Source organism: Streptomyces ferrugineus, assembly GCF_015160855.1.
Lineage (GTDB): Bacteria > Actinomycetota > Actinomycetes > Streptomycetales > Streptomycetaceae > Streptomyces > Streptomyces ferrugineus.
On record NZ_CP063373.1, the window covers coordinates 3,066,562 to 3,081,264 of the forward strand.

The 14,703-nt window shown below is 72.4% G+C and carries 15 protein-coding genes; 5 read left to right on the plus strand and 10 right to left on the minus strand.

Annotation, left to right across the window (positions count from 1 at the left end; all coding sequences use genetic code 11):
* Nucleotides 1–11: 11 nt before the first annotated feature.
* A complete protein-coding gene (locus tag IM697_RS14010) occupies nt 12–1,331 on the minus strand; it encodes a serine-threonine protein kinase (protein WP_194048013.1) in 1,320 nt (439 codons plus the stop codon).
* Between the two features lie 96 nt (nt 1,332–1,427).
* Nucleotides 1,428–2,663: an exo-beta-N-acetylmuramidase NamZ family protein gene (locus IM697_RS14015; protein ID WP_194048014.1), complete on the minus strand. Its 1,236-nt coding sequence runs from the start codon at nt 2,661–2,663 to the stop codon at nt 1,428–1,430.
* A gap of 127 nt (nt 2,664–2,790) precedes the next feature.
* Between IM697_RS14015 and IM697_RS14020 the strand changes: the two genes are divergently transcribed.
* From IM697_RS14020 to IM697_RS14030, 3 genes are read left to right on the plus strand one after another with little or no spacing between them, the layout of a single operon-like run.
* Nucleotides 2,791–3,564, plus strand: a complete 774-nt coding sequence (locus IM697_RS14020) for an SDR family oxidoreductase (RefSeq protein WP_194048015.1) — start codon at nt 2,791–2,793, stop codon at nt 3,562–3,564.
* On the plus strand, nt 3,561–5,225 hold the full coding sequence (locus tag IM697_RS14025; RefSeq protein WP_194048016.1) for a class I adenylate-forming enzyme family protein: 1,665 nt from the start codon (nt 3,561–3,563) through the stop codon (nt 5,223–5,225). Before IM697_RS14020 ends, IM697_RS14025 begins: the two co-directional genes overlap by 4 nt.
* Nucleotides 5,226–5,264: 39 nt before the next feature.
* Complete coding sequence (locus IM697_RS14030) at nt 5,265–5,858, plus strand: TetR/AcrR family transcriptional regulator (RefSeq protein ID WP_194048017.1); 594 nt, start codon at nt 5,265–5,267, stop codon at nt 5,856–5,858.
* A gap of 15 nt (nt 5,859–5,873) precedes the next feature.
* On the opposite strand, the gene IM697_RS14035 is transcribed toward IM697_RS14030, so the two are convergent.
* On the minus strand, nt 5,874–6,569 hold the full coding sequence (locus IM697_RS14035) for a response regulator (protein WP_194048018.1): 696 nt from the start codon (nt 6,567–6,569) through the stop codon (nt 5,874–5,876).
* The gene (locus IM697_RS14040) at nt 6,566–8,560 is read right to left on the minus strand and encodes a sensor histidine kinase (protein WP_194048019.1); all 1,995 of its coding nucleotides are present in this window, start codon (nt 8,558–8,560) and stop codon (nt 6,566–6,568) included. Before IM697_RS14040 ends, IM697_RS14035 begins: the two co-directional genes overlap by 4 nt.
* Nucleotides 8,561–8,736: 176 nt before the next feature.
* Between IM697_RS14040 and IM697_RS14045 the strand changes: the two genes are divergently transcribed.
* Nucleotides 8,737–9,312: a hypothetical protein gene (locus tag IM697_RS14045; protein ID WP_194048020.1), complete on the plus strand. Its 576-nt coding sequence runs from the start codon at nt 8,737–8,739 to the stop codon at nt 9,310–9,312.
* Between the two features lie 65 nt (nt 9,313–9,377).
* On the opposite strand, the gene IM697_RS14050 is transcribed toward IM697_RS14045, so the two are convergent.
* The 3 genes from IM697_RS14050 to IM697_RS14060 form a co-directional block, all read right to left on the minus strand.
* Nucleotides 9,378–10,592, minus strand: a complete 1,215-nt coding sequence (locus tag IM697_RS14050) for an acyl-CoA dehydrogenase family protein (RefSeq protein ID WP_194048021.1) — start codon at nt 10,590–10,592, stop codon at nt 9,378–9,380.
* Nucleotides 10,593–10,598: 6 nt separating this feature from the next.
* Nucleotides 10,599–11,633 (minus strand): phosphotransferase family protein, encoded by a 1,035-nt coding sequence (locus IM697_RS14055; RefSeq protein WP_194048022.1) that lies wholly within the window; start codon nt 11,631–11,633, stop codon nt 10,599–10,601.
* 167 nt (nt 11,634–11,800) lie between these two features.
* Nucleotides 11,801–12,097 (minus strand): hypothetical protein, encoded by a 297-nt coding sequence (locus tag IM697_RS14060; protein WP_194048023.1) that lies wholly within the window; start codon nt 12,095–12,097, stop codon nt 11,801–11,803.
* 113 nt (nt 12,098–12,210) lie between these two features.
* Between IM697_RS14060 and IM697_RS14065 the strand changes: the two genes are divergently transcribed.
* A complete protein-coding gene (locus IM697_RS14065; RefSeq protein WP_194048024.1) occupies nt 12,211–13,188 on the plus strand; it encodes an NADP-dependent oxidoreductase in 978 nt (325 codons plus the stop codon).
* Between the two features lie 247 nt (nt 13,189–13,435).
* Here the strand turns inward: IM697_RS14065 and IM697_RS14070 are convergent, their stop codons facing one another.
* Genes IM697_RS14070 through IM697_RS14080 form a run of 3 tightly spaced genes read right to left on the minus strand, consistent with a single transcriptional unit; the run spans nt 13,436 to nt 14,698 of the window.
* The gene (locus IM697_RS14070; protein ID WP_194048025.1) at nt 13,436–13,753 is read right to left on the minus strand and encodes a DUF202 domain-containing protein; all 318 of its coding nucleotides are present in this window, start codon (nt 13,751–13,753) and stop codon (nt 13,436–13,438) included.
* Nucleotides 13,750–14,142: a YidH family protein gene (locus IM697_RS14075; protein ID WP_194048026.1), complete on the minus strand. Its 393-nt coding sequence runs from the start codon at nt 14,140–14,142 to the stop codon at nt 13,750–13,752. Before IM697_RS14075 ends, IM697_RS14070 begins: the two co-directional genes overlap by 4 nt.
* A gap of 10 nt (nt 14,143–14,152) precedes the next feature.
* Nucleotides 14,153–14,698, minus strand: coding sequence for an NUDIX hydrolase (locus tag IM697_RS14080; RefSeq protein WP_194048027.1), 546 nt, complete (start codon nt 14,696–14,698; stop codon nt 14,153–14,155).
* Nucleotides 14,699–14,703 lie beyond the last annotated feature (5 nt).

Here is a 14,703-nt window from a genome sequence, read left to right on the forward strand (position 1 = left end):
CCGGCGGCGGGTCAGTGGACACGGCCCGCCGCCAGCACCACCTGCGCCAGCTCCCGGTGCACGATGTCGCTGTGCGCCCCGGCCGGCGGCCCGCCCCGCCTGACGACCGCCGCCGCGTCCACGTTCACGCACCCCGACGCCGGCAGCTTCGCCTGCAGCGCTTCGGCCAGCTCGTAGGACTTCGTCCCCGGCACCGCCTGCACCCCGTCGTGCCCCATCGCACCCCACTTGGCACCCAGCATCCGCCCGACGTCCGGCGCCGCGATCCCGCGCGCGTCCCCCGCCATGCGGGAGGCCAGCGGGTACATCGTGGACAGGGCCGAGTCGTGCCGCGAGTAGCAGCACACCAGCGGCCCGTCGACACGGTTGTGCTGGCCCTCCAGCACACCGCCCGCCCGGGCGTCGTGCGGCAGCCGGGACGCGAACGCGTAGTGCGAGAAGGCCCCTTGGAGCAGCGTCACGGACTTCACCGTTCGCACCCCCTTCGGCAGCCCGCGCAACGCGAACGACACCAGCCGCGCGCCGAAGCTGTGCCCGACCAGATGCACCCGCACCTCGGGCGCCCGCGTGGCCAGTTGCCCCACCACCCGCCCAAGCCCGCGCTCACCGACCGTCCCCGCGCGCCGCTTCATCGCGTAGTACGTCGCCTGCCGCAGCAACTCGTGCGCACCCTCCCACGGGTTCGGCAACGAGAACGACGCCGCCGTGCCGTCCGGCGCCTCCAGATGTGCCAGCGCCCGCGCGAACTCCACGCACACCGCCGCGGTCGAGCCGGTGAAGATGTCCGGCGAGTCCTGCGGCACCCCCTCGCACAGCGTGTCCGCCGCGAACAGCGCCTGCGGCCCCGGCGGCACCACGTCCACCAGCATCCGCACCAGCCGCCCGAACTCCTCCAGCTCGGCCTCCTCACGCGGCTGCTGGTCCAGCAGTCGCGCGATCTGGTCGATCACGGTCGCCCGCCCCGGGAACGTCTCCAGCAGCGCGTGCCGCGTGTCCTTGTCGAGCACCGGCCTGCGCGGCATCTCGGCCGCCACGGCACGCGGGAAGTCCGGAATCGGCTCGTCCGAGAACCGCATCGAGGGCCAGACCACACCCGCGAACCCGACCTTCGCCCGCGGCACGAGCCGCGGGATCGGCGCGAAGAAGCCGTCGTAGAGCCGCGTGGCCCCCGAGCGGTCGCTGTTCCAGCCGTGCGCGAAGACGATCAGATCACGGACGTGCTGCCGCATCACCCCGGCCAGCAGCCGGTCCCGCCTCCCGGCGTCCGGGTCCCCGTCCGCGTCGAAGGTCAGCTCCCAGTAGGGAGTCACGCTCACTGCCGGATCCGCCATCACAGGCCCCCTCGTCCCCCGAAGTGGTGCGATACGGGCGCATCGTCCTGCTACCGGGCGGGAAAGGCCATACGTCGTCACCCATCCGTGGGGCGTTCATGTGTACAGCAGGTACTCCCCGCGCAGCCGCCGGAACGCCGCCAGCTCCCGCCGCCAGCCCGCCACGACCTCGTCGGTGCTCGCGCCCGCGTCGATCATCGTGCGCACCCGGGTGGAGCCGGTGAGCTTGTCGATCCAGTGGTCGGGGCGCCAGGCGAAGCCGCTCCAGACCTTCTTGGCGGTCACGAGCAGGGCGATTGCGGTGCGCACGGGGTCGTACGCGGCCCGGTCGTGCACATGGACCTGCACGCCGCCGATGGTCCTGCCCTGGAACTTCGAGAACGTGGGCGCGAAGTACGCCTCCCTGAAGTGCACGCCGGGGAGGGCGAGTTCGCCCGCAGCCTCGGCCCAATGCCGGTCGATGCCCTCGGCGCCGAGCAGTTCGAAGGGGCGGGTGGTGCCGCGGCCCTCGGAGAGGTTGGTGCCCTCGAAGAGACAGGTGCCCGAGTAGACGAGGGCCGTCTGGGGGGTGGGCATGTTCGGGCTCGGCGGCACCCAGGGCAGGCCCGAGGCGTCGTAGAAGTCGGAGCGCCGCCAGCCCGTCATCCGTACGGTCTCCAGGGGGACCGGGGTGGTGAGGAACTCCCCGTTGAACAGCCGTGCCAGCTCGGCGACCGTCATCCCGTGTGCCTGGGAGATGGGCTGCCGGCCGACGAAGCTGGCGAACTCCTTGTGCAGCACCGGGCCTTGGGCCGCTCGTCCGGTCACCGGGTTCGGCCGGTCCAGGACGACGAAGCGCTTGCCGGCGAGCTGGGCCGACTCCATGCAGTCGTAGAGGGTCCAGATGTAGGTGTAGAAGCGGGCACCGACGTCCTGGATGTCGAAGACGATCGTGTCGACGCCGGAGGCGGTGAAGATGTCGGCCAAGGGCCGGCCGCTCTTGAGGTAGGTGTCGTAGACGGGGAGGCCGGTCGCCGGGTCGTCGTAGCGGCCTTCCGAGCCGCCCGCCTGGGCGGTGCCGCGGAAGCCGTGTTCGGGGCCGAACACGGCGGTCAGGTTCACACGGCCGTCGGTGTGCATGACGTCGACGATGTGGCGGACGTCCCTGGTGACGCCGGTGGGGTTGGTGACGATGCCGACCTTCTGGCCTTCGAGGACCGAGTAGCCGTCGGCCGCGAGCCGCTCGAAGCCGGTTCGCAGCCGTCTGTGGCGCTCGGCTGCCGTCGCGGTGGAAGGTAGGGAGGCTGCTGCTGCCGTTGTCGCTGCGAGGAGAGCTCGTCTGGATAGGCGCATGGGGGGCACGGTATGCGCTCCCGCAGGTTGTGGGGAGGGGGCGGGTGGGCGCCGCAGCCGCCCTTCCCAGGAACATACCGACCGGTTAGTCTGGTCATCGCGAGAGAGCCGTAGCCGAAGGAGACCGATGGTGGAAGCCGTTCAGGGTGCCGGAGTCGTCGTGACCGGGGCTGGGGGTGGCATCGGCGCGGCCCTTGCCCGTCGGTTCGCCGCGGAAGGGGCCCGGGTCGTCGTCAACGACCTGGATGCCGCGAAGGCGAAGGCGGTGGCCGCCGAGATCGGTGGCCTCGCGGTGCCGGGCGACGCCTCCTCGATCGTCTCCGCAGCCCGGGACGCGCTCGACGGCACCGTCGACGTCTACTGCGCCAACGCCGGCGTCGCCTTCGGCGGCGAGGAGCCCGGGCAGCCGCTCGACGAGAGGGTCTGGGCGGCGTCCTGGGACGTCAATGTCATGGCCCATGTGCGTGCCGCCAACGAACTGCTGCCGGGCTGGCTGGAGCGGGGCAGCGGACGGTTCGTCTCCACCGTCTCCGCCGCCGGGCTGCTCACCATGATCGGTGCCGCGCCCTACGCCGTCACCAAGCACGGGGCGTACGCCTTCGCCGAGTATCTGTCGCTGACGTACCGCCATCGCGGGATCAAGGTCCACGCCATCTGTCCGCAGGGCGTGCGCACCGACATGCTCGACGCCACCGGCAGCGCGGGGGACCTGGTGCTCAAGCCCACCGCCATCGCGCCGGAGGACGTGGCCGACGCGCTGTTCAAGGGGATGGCTGAGGACCGCTTCCTGATCCTGCCGCATCCCGAGGTGGCCGCGTACTACCAGGCGCGGGCCGGCGAGCCCGACCGCTGGCTGAGCAATATGAACCACCTCCAGCAGAAGTGGGAGGCGGCCCGGTGACCGGCTCCCGGTATGCGGCCAAGCCCTGGCTGGCCCGGCTCACGGACGCCCAGCGCGCCCCCATAGACCCCGCCGACTCCCTCGTGCACGCCCTGCGCCGGGCCGCCGCCGAGACCCCGGAGCGGGTCTTCCTCGCCTACTTCGACGGTCGCCTCACCTACCGCGAGGTCGACGAACTCAGCGACTCCGTCGCCGGGCACCTCGTCGCGCGCGGCCTGGAGCGGGGCGAGCGGGTGGCGGTCCTGCTGCAGAACTCGCCCCACTTCGTGCTCGCCATGCTCGGCGCGTGGAAGGCCGGGGCGGTCGTGGTGCCCGTCAACCCGATGTACAAGTCGGGGGAGGTCACCCACGTCCTGCGGGACGGCGAAGTGGCCGCGCTGATCTGCTCCGACCGGGCCTGGGAGTCGTATCTGCGCGAGACGGCCGCAGAGTCGCCGGTGCGGATCGTGCTCACCGGGTGCGAGCTGGATTTCCAGACCCGCGGCGACGCGCGTGTGCTGACCTTCGAGCGACTGGCGCAGGCCGAGGACGCCGACGACCTGGCCGCCGTCGCCCGCGCCGGACACAAGGCGCCCGACGGCCGCGACCCCGGCCCGGCCGACATCGCGCTGATCAGCTACACCTCGGGCACCAGCGGCACCCCCAAGGGCGCCACCAACACACACGGCAACATCATGTACAACGCCGAGCGGCAGCGCACCGGCCTGGAGCTGCCCGAGGCGCCCGTCTACTTCGCGATGGCGCCGCTGTTCCACATCACCGGCATGGTGTGCCAGCTCGGTGCCTGCCTCAACAGCGCGGGCCGGCTCGTGCTGGCGTACCGCTTCGAGGCGGGCGTGGTGCTCGACGCCTTCGCGGAGCACGGGCCGCACTACACCGTCGGCCCCTCGACGGCCTTCATGGCGCTGGCCGCCCACCCGGACGTCCGCCGGGAGCACTTCGCGTCCTTCGTGAACATCTCCTCGGGCGGCGCCCCGCTGCCCCCGGCCCTGGTGGAGAAGTTCCGGGCCGGCTTCGGGCCCTACATCCGCAACGGCTACGGCCTCACCGAGTGCACCGCCCCCTGCGCCTCCGTCCCGCCCGCCCTGGAGGCCCCCGTCGACCCCGGCTCAGGGACCCTCGCCGTGGGCGTGCCGGGCCCCGAGACGGTCGTACGCATCATCGACGACCAGGGCCAGGAGGTGCCGTTCGGCGAGCAGGGCGAGATCGTCGTACGGGGCCCGCAGGTCGTCCCCGGCTACTGGCGGCGGCCCGACGCCACCGCCGAGACCTTCCCCGGCGGCGAGCTGCGCACCGGCGACATCGGCTTCATGGACGCCGACGGCTGGCTGTACGTCGTCGACCGCAAGAAGGACATGATCAACGCGTCCGGCTTCAAGGTGTGGCCGCGCGAGGTCGAGGACGTGCTCTACACGCACCCGGCGGTGCGCGAGGCCGCCGTCGTCGGGGTGCCCGACGGGTACCGCGGGGAGACCGTCAAGGCGTACATCAGCCTCCGTCCGGGTGCCGAAGCCGACCCCGACGCACTCGCCGCGTACTGCAAGGAGAGACTGGCCGCCTACAAATATCCGCGGCAGGTGGAGATCCTGCCCGACTTGCCCAAGACCGCAAGTGGGAAGATCCTCCGTCGGGAACTGCGTTCCCGTGAGCACGACGGCTAGACAGCAGGCACAGACCTCGGAAGGGCAGGTGGCGGGACAGTGGCCAGGACGACGGACGGAGACGGCACGCCCGTCCCGCAGCGGCTGCTCGCCGCCGCCACCCGGCTCTTCGCCGAGCAGGGCTACGACCGCACCTCGGTGCAGGAGATCGTCGAGGCGGCCGGCGTCACCAAGGGAGCGCTGTACCACTACTTCGGCTCCAAGGACGACCTGCTGCACGAGGTGTACGCGCGGGTGCTGCGCGTGCAGCAGGAGCGCCTCGACGCCTTCGCGGGCGCCGACGAGCCGGTCGAGAAGCGGCTGCGGGCCGCGGCGGCGGACGTCGTGGTGACGACCATCGAGAACCTCGACGACGCGATGATCTTCTTCCGCTCGATGCACCATCTGAGCCCGGAGAAGAACAAGCAGGTGCGCGCCGAGCGCCGGCGCTACCACGAACGCTTCCGCGCGCTCATCGAGGAGGGCCAGGAGGCGGGCGTCTTCTCCAAGGCGACCCCGGCCGACCTGGTCGTGGACTACCACTTCGGGTCGGTCCACCACCTGTCGACCTGGTACCGGCCCGACGGTCCGATGAGCCCGCAGGAGGTCGCCGACCATCTCGCCGACCTGCTGCTGCGGGCGCTGCGACCCTAGGGCCCTGAGCGACCGCTACGGCTCGGGCGGTGCGGGGCCCAGCCCGGCCCCCCGGGCCCAGGCCGCGGCCTCCGAGCGGTCCGCCACGCCGAGCTTGGCCAGCACCGCGGACATGTGGTTGCTGACCGTCTTCGGGGACAGGCCGAGGCGGACGGCGACCGCGGAGTTGGGATGCCCCTCGGCGATCAGCACGAGGACGTCCCGCTCCCGCGGAGTGAGCGCCGGACACGGATCGGGCTGGGGCAGCGGACGGCTGAGCTGACCGAGCACCCGGCGGGCCACCCCGGGTCCGAAGATCGCCTCCCCGGCGGCGACCGCCCTGATCGCCCGCACGATCTCGTCCTGTCCGGCGCCCTTGAGGACATATCCGCGAGCCCCCGCGCGCATCGCCGCGAACACCGAGTCGTCCTCCTCGACCATGGTGAGCATCAGCACGGCCACCGAGGGCGCCACCCGGCCGATCTCCCGGGTCGCCTCGATCCCGTTGAGACCGGGCATCCGGATGTCCATCACCACCACCTGCGGGCGCAGCGTCACCGCCTCCCGCACCGCCTCCCGCCCGCTCGCCGCCACGCCGACGACCCGTACCGGCGGCGACCCGTCGCGCACGGACTCCAGCAGCGCGGCCAGCCCGGTACGCACCACCGGGTGATCGTCGGCGAGCACGACGCGCAGCGCGCCGTCCGCGTCGTCCGCATCGTCCTTCTTCATGCCGTCCCTCCCAGGGGCAGCCGCGCCTTCACCCGTCCCCGCCCCGCCACACAGCTTCCGCCGAGCTCGGCGGCCCGCTCCTGCATCGACGTGATGCCCACACCGGGCCGCCACGGTGTCTCCTCGTCCACCGGTGTCCCGTCGTCGCACACCTCCAGGCACAGCCCGTCGCCGATCTCGATGCGCAGGTCCACCCGCGAGGCGCGGGCGTGCCGGGCCGCGTTGGTGAGGGCCTCGGTCGCGATCCGGTACGCGGCGACCTCCACGGCGGCGGGCAGCGCCGGCAGCCGGTCCGGTGCCCGCACCCGTATCTGCAGCGGGGTGCCGTCGGCACGCCAGGACAGCCGGGCGGCCCGCGCCCGCAGGGCGCCGAGCAGGCCGAGCTGGTCGAGGTCCGGCGGCCGCAGCCCGTCGACCAGCCGCCGTACCTCCGCGACCGCACCCCCGATCTCCGCCCGCAGCTCGGTGAGCAGCCCGGCCGCCCGCTCCTGGTCGAACGCGAGCAGATTGCGCACCGCGTCCGCCTGGAACGCGGCCCCGGCCAGCGTCGGCCCGAGCCCGTCGTGCAGATCCCGGCGGATCCGGCGCCGCTCCTCCTCACGCGCGGCGACGATCCGCTCCCGGGAGTGCTGCAGCTGCCGGGACAGATCGGTGGCGTGCAGCGCGGCCGCCAGCGGTACGGCGAGCAGCTCCAGGACGGCCAGGTCGGCCGGCGCCGGCTGCTGCTCGCCGGGGCGCAGCCCGACCACCAGCTCGCCGACCGTCCGGCCGTCGTAGTCCAGCGGCACGGTGTGCGTGGGACCGTCCGGGACACCCCAACTCCCGCACCCCGCCCCCGTCTTCGACGCCACGCGCGCATACGGCAGCCGCAGCGCCTCGCCCACCGCCTCCGGCACCGCGCCGATCCCGGTCCCGGCCAGCCGTTCGCCGATCCGCGAGACCGCACGCACCGGGTCGTGCCGGTCGCCGTACAGGGTCCGGTCCACCGTGCGCTGCAGCAGCCGGCGGGCCGGCTCGAAGCCCAGGGCGAGGGCGACGGTGACCATGGCGGGGCCGAGCAGTTCGGGCCGCGGGTCGAGAAGCCACTGCAGGAACGTGACGAGGCCGGCGTACGCGGCGACCAAGCCGACCGTCATCGCCCCGTACAGCAGGCTGCGGGAGACGACGACACGGATGTCGAGCAGTTCGTGGCGGACCACGGCGATCACGATGGCGACCGGCAGGAACAGCGTGCAGCACGACGTGTAGACCGGCGGGAACCCGAAGAGCTGCAGCAGCACGCTCAGCGCCAGCGGCATCATCCCGGCGATCAGCCACAGCAGCCGGCGCCGGTCCTGCTCCGTACCGCGCCGATAGCGCAGGCACATCACGGTGAACACGGCCGCCAGCACGAGGCAGGCCTTGACGGTCTCGAATTCCCGCAGGACGGGCATCCAGCCGCCCGGCACCGGCAGATACGCCGGCTGGGCCGCGGTGCCGTGGAACAGCCCCCAGTCGTCCCGCCCCCAGATGGCCAGGTCGACGGGCATGGACACCACCTGGGCCAGCAGCGCCCAGCGCAGGCGACGGTCGGGCAGCCGTCCGTCGGGAAACAGGAAGAACATGAGCACGAACGCCGTCGAGGCGCCGGCGATCCACGTGTGCCGTCCGATGGTGGTCAGCGCGCTCAGCGACTCCGGGGACCAGCCCGCCCGCAGCCCCTCGGCCGCCAGCCCGATCGACAGTCCGGTGAACGCGTGGCCCAGTCCGTAGGCGACCAGCAGCCACCCGATGGGGTTGCGCGGCCGGTGCAGCGCGATCACCGTGCCGCACACCGGGTAGGCGAAGCCGACCGCCAGGTCGATGACCATGTCGTAGCGGAACAGGTCCCGCGCCGGGACCCCCGCCGTCGCCAACGCCCAGCTCCCCGCGGTCACCTGGGCCAGCGCCAGCCCCAGCAGGGCGTACGTCGCCGCCGTGCGCAGCCGGGTCCGCCCGTGCCGGTCCTCCATGCGCGCCATCGTCCCGGTGCGGTCGCCCGGGTGTCATGGGAACGGCTCCCGGTTCATCCGGGAGAGGTTCCGGGGCCCGCCCGGCGGATCCCTCTCAACTCCCGGGCCCCGTCGGCGCGATGCTCATGGCAACCGGCGGGCGGAGGAGCCGCCGGCCTGGAACTCGGGGGTGGAACATGCTTTCAGCGAATCGGCGTCTGGTGGGCCTCGCCATGGCGTCCGCGGTCGTGCTCGGCGGCGCGGCGGCCGTGCCCGCGGCGGCGGAGGGCGGCGCGGCCGAGGCCCGCGCGCGATACTGCCGGATCTCGGTCGACAACGCGTACATCTACAAGCGCTGGAGCGAACTCGGCGGCAGCGACGGCTTCCTGGGCTGCCCGCGCACCGGCACCAAGAACGTCACCGTCAACGGCGTGTGGAAGGGGCAGCGGCAGTACTTCGAGAACGGCAACATCACCCGGTCGTACTACCAGGGACGCAGGATGGTCATCGCGGCGTGGGAGCGCGACGGCCACGCCTTCTTCAACTGGGGCACGACGAGCCCGCGCTTCTACGACACCTTCGTCGTCCGCTACACCAGCCCCGCCGAGACGCAGGGTCGGCTGCGCCAGGTCGGCAGGGGAACGTCCGGCGGGATGTGGGTCAAGAAGCGCACGACCGGCGACTACACGTTCCGTGTCAAGGGCTGCTACAGGACCGCGCAGGGCCTGAGGTGCCCGCAGGGCTGGACGCTGACGGCGACCACGCGCAACTGACCGGCACCACTCGGGGGAGCGGGGCCGGTGCGGGCGTACTCGCCCGCACCGGCCCTCGCGCCGCCCTACAGGTACTTCTTCAACTCCCGTCGCGCCAGCGACCGCTGGTGCACCTCGTCCGGTCCGTCGGCGATCATCAGGGTCCGCGCCCCGGCGTACAGCTCGGCCAGCGGGAAGTCCTGGCTGACCCCGCCCGCGCCGTGCAACTGGATCGCCCGGTCGATGATGTCGACGACGGCACGCGGCGTGGCGATCTTGATGGACTGGATCTCGGTGTGGGCGCCCTTGTTGCCGACCGTGTCCATCAGCCAGGCGGTCTTGAGGACCAGCAGCCGCAGTTGCTCGACGGTGACGCGCGCGTCGGCGATCCAGTTGTGCACCACGCCCTGCTGGGCCAGCGCCTTGCCGAAGGCCTGACGCGACACCGCCCGCCTGCACATCAGCTCGATCGCCCGCTCGGCCATGCCGATCAGCCGCATGCAGTGGTGGATCCGGCCGGGGCCGAGCCGGGCCTGGGCGATGGCGAAGCCGCCGCCCTCCTCGCCGATCAGGTTGGACACCGGCACGCGCGCGTGGTCGAAGACCACCTCGGCGTGACCGCCGTGGTAGTGGTCCTCGTAGCCGAAGACCCGCATGGCGCGCTCGACCGTGACGCCCGGGGTGTCGCGGGGGACCAGGACCATGGACTGCTGACGGCGGATGTCCTCGCCGCCCGGGTCCGTCTTGCCCATCACGATGAAGATCCCGCAGTCCGGGTTCATCGCCCCGGAGATGTACCACTTGCGGCCGGTGATGACGTACTCGTCGCCCTCCCGCTCGATCAGCGTGGTGATGTTGGTGGCGTCCGAGGAGGCCACCTCCGGCTCGGTCATCGCGAAGGCCGAGCGGATCTCGCCGGCCAGCAGCGGCTCCAGCCACTGCTTCTTCTGCTGCCCGTCGCCGAACTGCGCCAGCACCTCCATGTTCCCGGTGTCCGGGGCCGCGCAGTTCAGCGCGGTCGGCGCCAACTGCGGGGAGCGGCCGGTGATCTCGGCGAGCGGGGCGTACTGGAGGTTGGTGAGCCCCGCGCCGTGCTCGGCGTCGGGGAGGAAGAGGTTCCACAGGCCCTGCCTGCGCGCCTCGGCCTTCAGCTCCTCGACCACGGCAGGCGTGTCCCACGGGGACGCCAGCGCGGCCCGCTGCTCCTCCGCGACCGCCTCGGCCGGATAGACGTACTCGTCCATGAAGGCCAGCAGCCTGGCGCGCAGTTCCTCGGTGCGTGCGTCGAACGCGAAGTCCATGTCCCGTCAGCCTTCCTGGATGCCTTCTCGAAGAGTGGTCAGGCCGTGCTCGATGAAGACGGGGACCAGGTCGCCGATGCGGTCGAAGCCGCGGCCGACGGTCTGGCCCAGCGTGTAGCGGTAGTGGATGCCCTCCAGGATCACGGCGAGCTTGAACCAGGCGAACGCCGTGTACCAGGAGACCGCGGTGACGTCGCGCCCGGAGCGTTCGGCGTACCGCCGGATCAGCTCGGCGGGTGCGGGATGCCCCGGCGCCTCGGCGGTCGTGGAGACCGGCGAGTCCGCCATGCCCAGCGGCATGCTGTACATCACCAGCAGGCCCAGGTCGGTGAGCGGATCGCCGAGCGTGGACATCTCCCAGTCCAGGATCGCCTTGATCCGGTCGTCGTCACCGATCAGGACGTTGTCGAGCCGGTAGTCGCCGTGCACGACGGCGGGCGCGGGGGAGGTGGGCAGCCGCCGCCCGAGCGTCGCGTGCAGCTCGTCGATGCCGGCCAGCTCGCGGTTGCGGGAGGCGTCCAGCTGCTTGCCCCAGCGGCGCAGCTGCCGGTCCAGGAAGCCCTCGGGGCGGCCGAAGTCCGCCAGACCCACCGACGCCGGGTCCACCGCGTGCAGTTCGACGAGAGTGTCCACCAGCGACAGCACCGCGTCCCGGGTGCGCGCCGGGCCGAGCGGGGCGAGCTGGTCGGCGGTGCGGTACGGGGTGCCCTCGACGAACTCCATGACGTAGAACTGAGCCCCGAGCACCTCCTCGTCCTCGCACAGCAGCACCGGCCGCGGCACCGGCACGTCCGTCGGGTACAGCGCGCTGATCACCCGGTGCTCGCGCTTCATGTCGTGCGCCGTGGCGAGGACATGGCCGAGCGGAGGCCGCCGTACGACCCACTTGGAGGTGCCGTCGGTGACCGCGTAGGTGAGGTTCGACCGTCCGCCCTCGATCAGCCGGCCGGTCAGCGGACCGTGCGCCAGACCGGGCCGCTCGCGCTCGAGCAGGCCGTGCAGCCGGTCGAGATCGAGTCCGGGCGGATGGTCGGGGGTCATACGGCGCTCCTAAGGACAGGTGAACGAGACCTGACTCATGATGCCGACCAGTCGGTATGTCGTCCAGTGGGGAAGCCGAACGTGATCAGGGCCACCATAGGCCGACAGCTCCCCGGGTGAAGCGCCGGGGAGCTGTCGGTGGTGCCTTCTCGGCCAGTGGGCCGGGCTCAGTGGTCGTCCCAGTGGCCCTCGTGCGGGGCGTGCCGGTGGCCGTCGTGGAGGTAGTCGACGTGGTCGCCGTGCAGGACGCTCTCGTGTCCGCAGCCGGCGCCGTGCTGATGGGTGTGGCCCTCGTGTGCGACGTGCCCGTCCGCCTCGCACTCGTCCCAGTGGCCGGCGTGCTCGCGGTGCAGATGGCCGTCGTGCGCGTAGTCGGTGTGGTCGCCGTGCGGCACCGCGGTGTGGCCGCAGTCGGGGCCGTGGGTGTGCGTGTGGGAGGGGTGTTCCGTGTGAAGGGTGGTCATGCTGCTCGCCTTCGGAAGTGCGGGTTCGTGACGTCGCACAGGCTGCCACGCGAACGCCGCATATCGGGTCATTCGGCTTGCGTGGCGCCGCGTCGGCCCGGAGGGTCGAACCCATGAAGGGCATCAGCTACTCACGCTACGGCGGGCCCGAGACGCTCGCATACGGAGATGTGCGCGACCCGCGGGTGGGCCCGGACTCGGTCCTGGTCAAGGTGCGGGCGGCGGCGGTCAACCCGGTGGACTGGAAGTGCCGCGAGGGCCATATGGACCGGCTGCTGGAGCCGGTCTTCCCGGTGGTCCCGGGCTGGGACGTCGCCGGTGTGGTGGTCCAGCCGGGCGTGTCCGTCACGGAGTTCGCGGTCGGCGACGAGGTCATCGGGTACGTGCGCGAGGACGTCCTGTCCCACGGCACCTTCGCCGAGTACGTCGCCGCCCCCGTGCGCACCCTGGCGCGCAAGCCCCGCAACCTCACCTGGGAGCAGGCGGCCGGACTGCCGCTGGTGGGGCTGACGGCGTATCAGGTGCTGACCAGGGTCCTCCGGGTCGAGCGGGGCGAGACGGTCCTGGTGCACGCCGCGGCGGGCGGGGTCGGCTCGATCGCCGTCCAGCTCGCCCGCCATCTGGGCGCGCGGGTGATCGGCACGGCGAGCGAGCACAACCACGACTTCGTGCGCGACCTGGGCGGTGAGCCCGTGGAGTACGGCGACGGCCTGACGGAACGGGTGCGCGGGCTGGTGCCCGACGGCGTGAACGCGGCGTTCGACACGGTCGGCGGCGATGCGCTGAAGGTCTCCGCCAATCTGCTGGCCCCCGAGGGCCGCCTGGTGTCGATCGCCGACCCGGACGTCTTCGACTACGGCGGCCGCTACTACTTCGTCCGCCCCGACGCGGAGGACCTGCTGCGGCTGTCGGAGCTGGCGGAGCAGGGGGTGGTGACGGTGCATGTCTCGCAGACGTTCCCGCTGGACCGGACGGCCGACGCCCACCGCCTGAACCAGGAGGGCCGCACGCGCGGCAAGATCGTGGTGACCGTGGACTGGGAGACGGAGGAGGCGCTGGCGCCGGAGGGGTTGTGGCAGGGCACGGAGTAGCGGAGGGCGCGCTGCCAGCCCCGCCTGCCTTCAGAAGAGGAGTGTGGCGCCGCATGGTGCTCTGTGGGTTCGGTGGTGGGTGAGGGTTCGGTGCTCGCGGCAGCTCTGTCCGCTCTCAGAAGAGCAGCGCGGCGGCGCACGGAGCTGGCGCTGCTGTGAGCGGGATCGTGGCTGTCGGATGAGGCGGGGCAGGGGCGGTGTTCGGTGGTGGGTGAAGGGCTGGCGCTCGCGGCAGCCTCGCCCGCTCTCAGAAGAGCAGCGTGGCGCCGCACACCGCCAGTGCCACCGTGACCAGGATCGTGGTCGTCGCATGGCGTGGGGCCAGCGCCGGCGGTTCGGGCGACGCGGCGAGGGCGCGGATCCGGTGGTGGGCGAGGGTGAGGAAGGCCAGCCACAGGACGCAGGACAGGGCGCCGGCCAGGATCCCGGTCGCCGAGACGCCGCCGTGCAGCGCGGTCTTCATGGCGAGTACGGCGACCACGGTGCCGGACAGGGTCGTACGGCGCCACGCGAGGCGCGTTCGCTCGGGCTGGAGCCCCGGGTCCCGCACCGGCTCGGCGCTCATCCCTCCCACCCGACGAGCACGACGACGACCATCGCGAGGGCCACCACCGCGACCACCAGGCTCAGCAGCGCGGGGAACCGTGACACCGGCAGGTCCTCGCCCCGCCGCATCGCCCGCTCGCAGCGCACCCAGTGATTCACCGCGCGCAGCGAGCACAGCACGCCCGCCGCGAGCAGCGCCAGCGCGAGCCCGACCCGCCAGCCCCAGCGCAGGTCCGGCAGGAACTGGTCGACCGCGAAGCCGCCGCCGATCAGGGCGAGGGCGGTGCGCAGCCAGGCCAGGAAGGTGCGCTCGTTGGCCAGTGAGAACCGGTAGTCGGGGGTGCCGCCCTCCTGCCGGACCTCCTGCGGCGCGAACCACAGCCGGACGTTTCGCACGAACTCGCTCACGTGTCCGACCCTATCCGGGCCGTCCCGCGGGGGCGTCGCCGGCTCCGCCCGCCCGATGGGCCCTGAGGCGCTCGAACGCCGCCAGCCCGTCCGGCACCCACGCCCACTCGGCCAGCCGCCGCCGCAGCTCGGCCTCGGGCAGGAAGTCGTACCAGGCGACCTCCTCCACCTGAGGGCTCACCGGCAGCTCGCAGCGCACCTCGTACACCGCCGACCACCAGGTCCGCCCGGCGCCGTCGTCGTAGAGGAACTTGAACAGATACCCCGGCCGCGGCAGGCCGCTCACCCCGAGCTCCTCCTCGGCCTCGCGCAGGGCGGCGTCGTCGTACGACTCGCCCGCGCCGACCACCCCGCCGACGAACATGTCGTACCGCGAGGGGAACACCAGCTTGGTGGCGGTGCGGCGATGCACGAAGAGCCGCCCCTGTGCGTCCCGCGCCTCGATGAAGACACAGCGGTGGCGCAGCCCCTTGGCGTAGGCCTCGCCGCGCGGGGACCGTCCGACGACCCGGTCGTTCTCGTCGACGATGTCGAGGATCTCGTCAGCAGAACTCATGGGGC

Coding starts and splice junctions, on each gene's coding strand:
- IM697_RS14065 (WP_194048024.1), top strand. CDS start 12,211: ATGAAGGGCATCAGCTACTCACGCTACGGCGGGCCCGAGACGCTCGCA.
- IM697_RS14070 (WP_194048025.1), bottom strand. CDS start 13,753: ATGAGCGCCGAGCCGGTGCGGGACCCGGGGCTCCAGCCCGAGCGAACG.
- IM697_RS14035 (WP_194048018.1), bottom strand. CDS start 6,569: ATGAAGAAGGACGATGCGGACGACGCGGACGGCGCGCTGCGCGTCGTG.
- IM697_RS14060 (WP_194048023.1), bottom strand. CDS start 12,097: ATGACCACCCTTCACACGGAACACCCCTCCCACACGCACACCCACGGC.
- IM697_RS14015 (WP_194048014.1), bottom strand. CDS start 2,663: ATGCGCCTATCCAGACGAGCTCTCCTCGCAGCGACAACGGCAGCAGCA.
- IM697_RS14020 (WP_194048015.1), top strand. CDS start 2,791: ATGGTGGAAGCCGTTCAGGGTGCCGGAGTCGTCGTGACCGGGGCTGGG.
- IM697_RS14040 (WP_194048019.1), bottom strand. CDS start 8,560: ATGGAGGACCGGCACGGGCGGACCCGGCTGCGCACGGCGGCGACGTAC.
- IM697_RS14050 (WP_194048021.1), bottom strand. CDS start 10,592: ATGGACTTCGCGTTCGACGCACGCACCGAGGAACTGCGCGCCAGGCTG.
- IM697_RS14055 (WP_194048022.1), bottom strand. CDS start 11,633: ATGACCCCCGACCATCCGCCCGGACTCGATCTCGACCGGCTGCACGGC.
- IM697_RS14080 (WP_194048027.1), bottom strand. CDS start 14,698: ATGAGTTCTGCTGACGAGATCCTCGACATCGTCGACGAGAACGACCGG.
- IM697_RS14045 (WP_194048020.1), top strand. CDS start 8,737: ATGCTTTCAGCGAATCGGCGTCTGGTGGGCCTCGCCATGGCGTCCGCG.
- IM697_RS14010 (WP_194048013.1), bottom strand. CDS start 1,331: ATGGCGGATCCGGCAGTGAGCGTGACTCCCTACTGGGAGCTGACCTTC.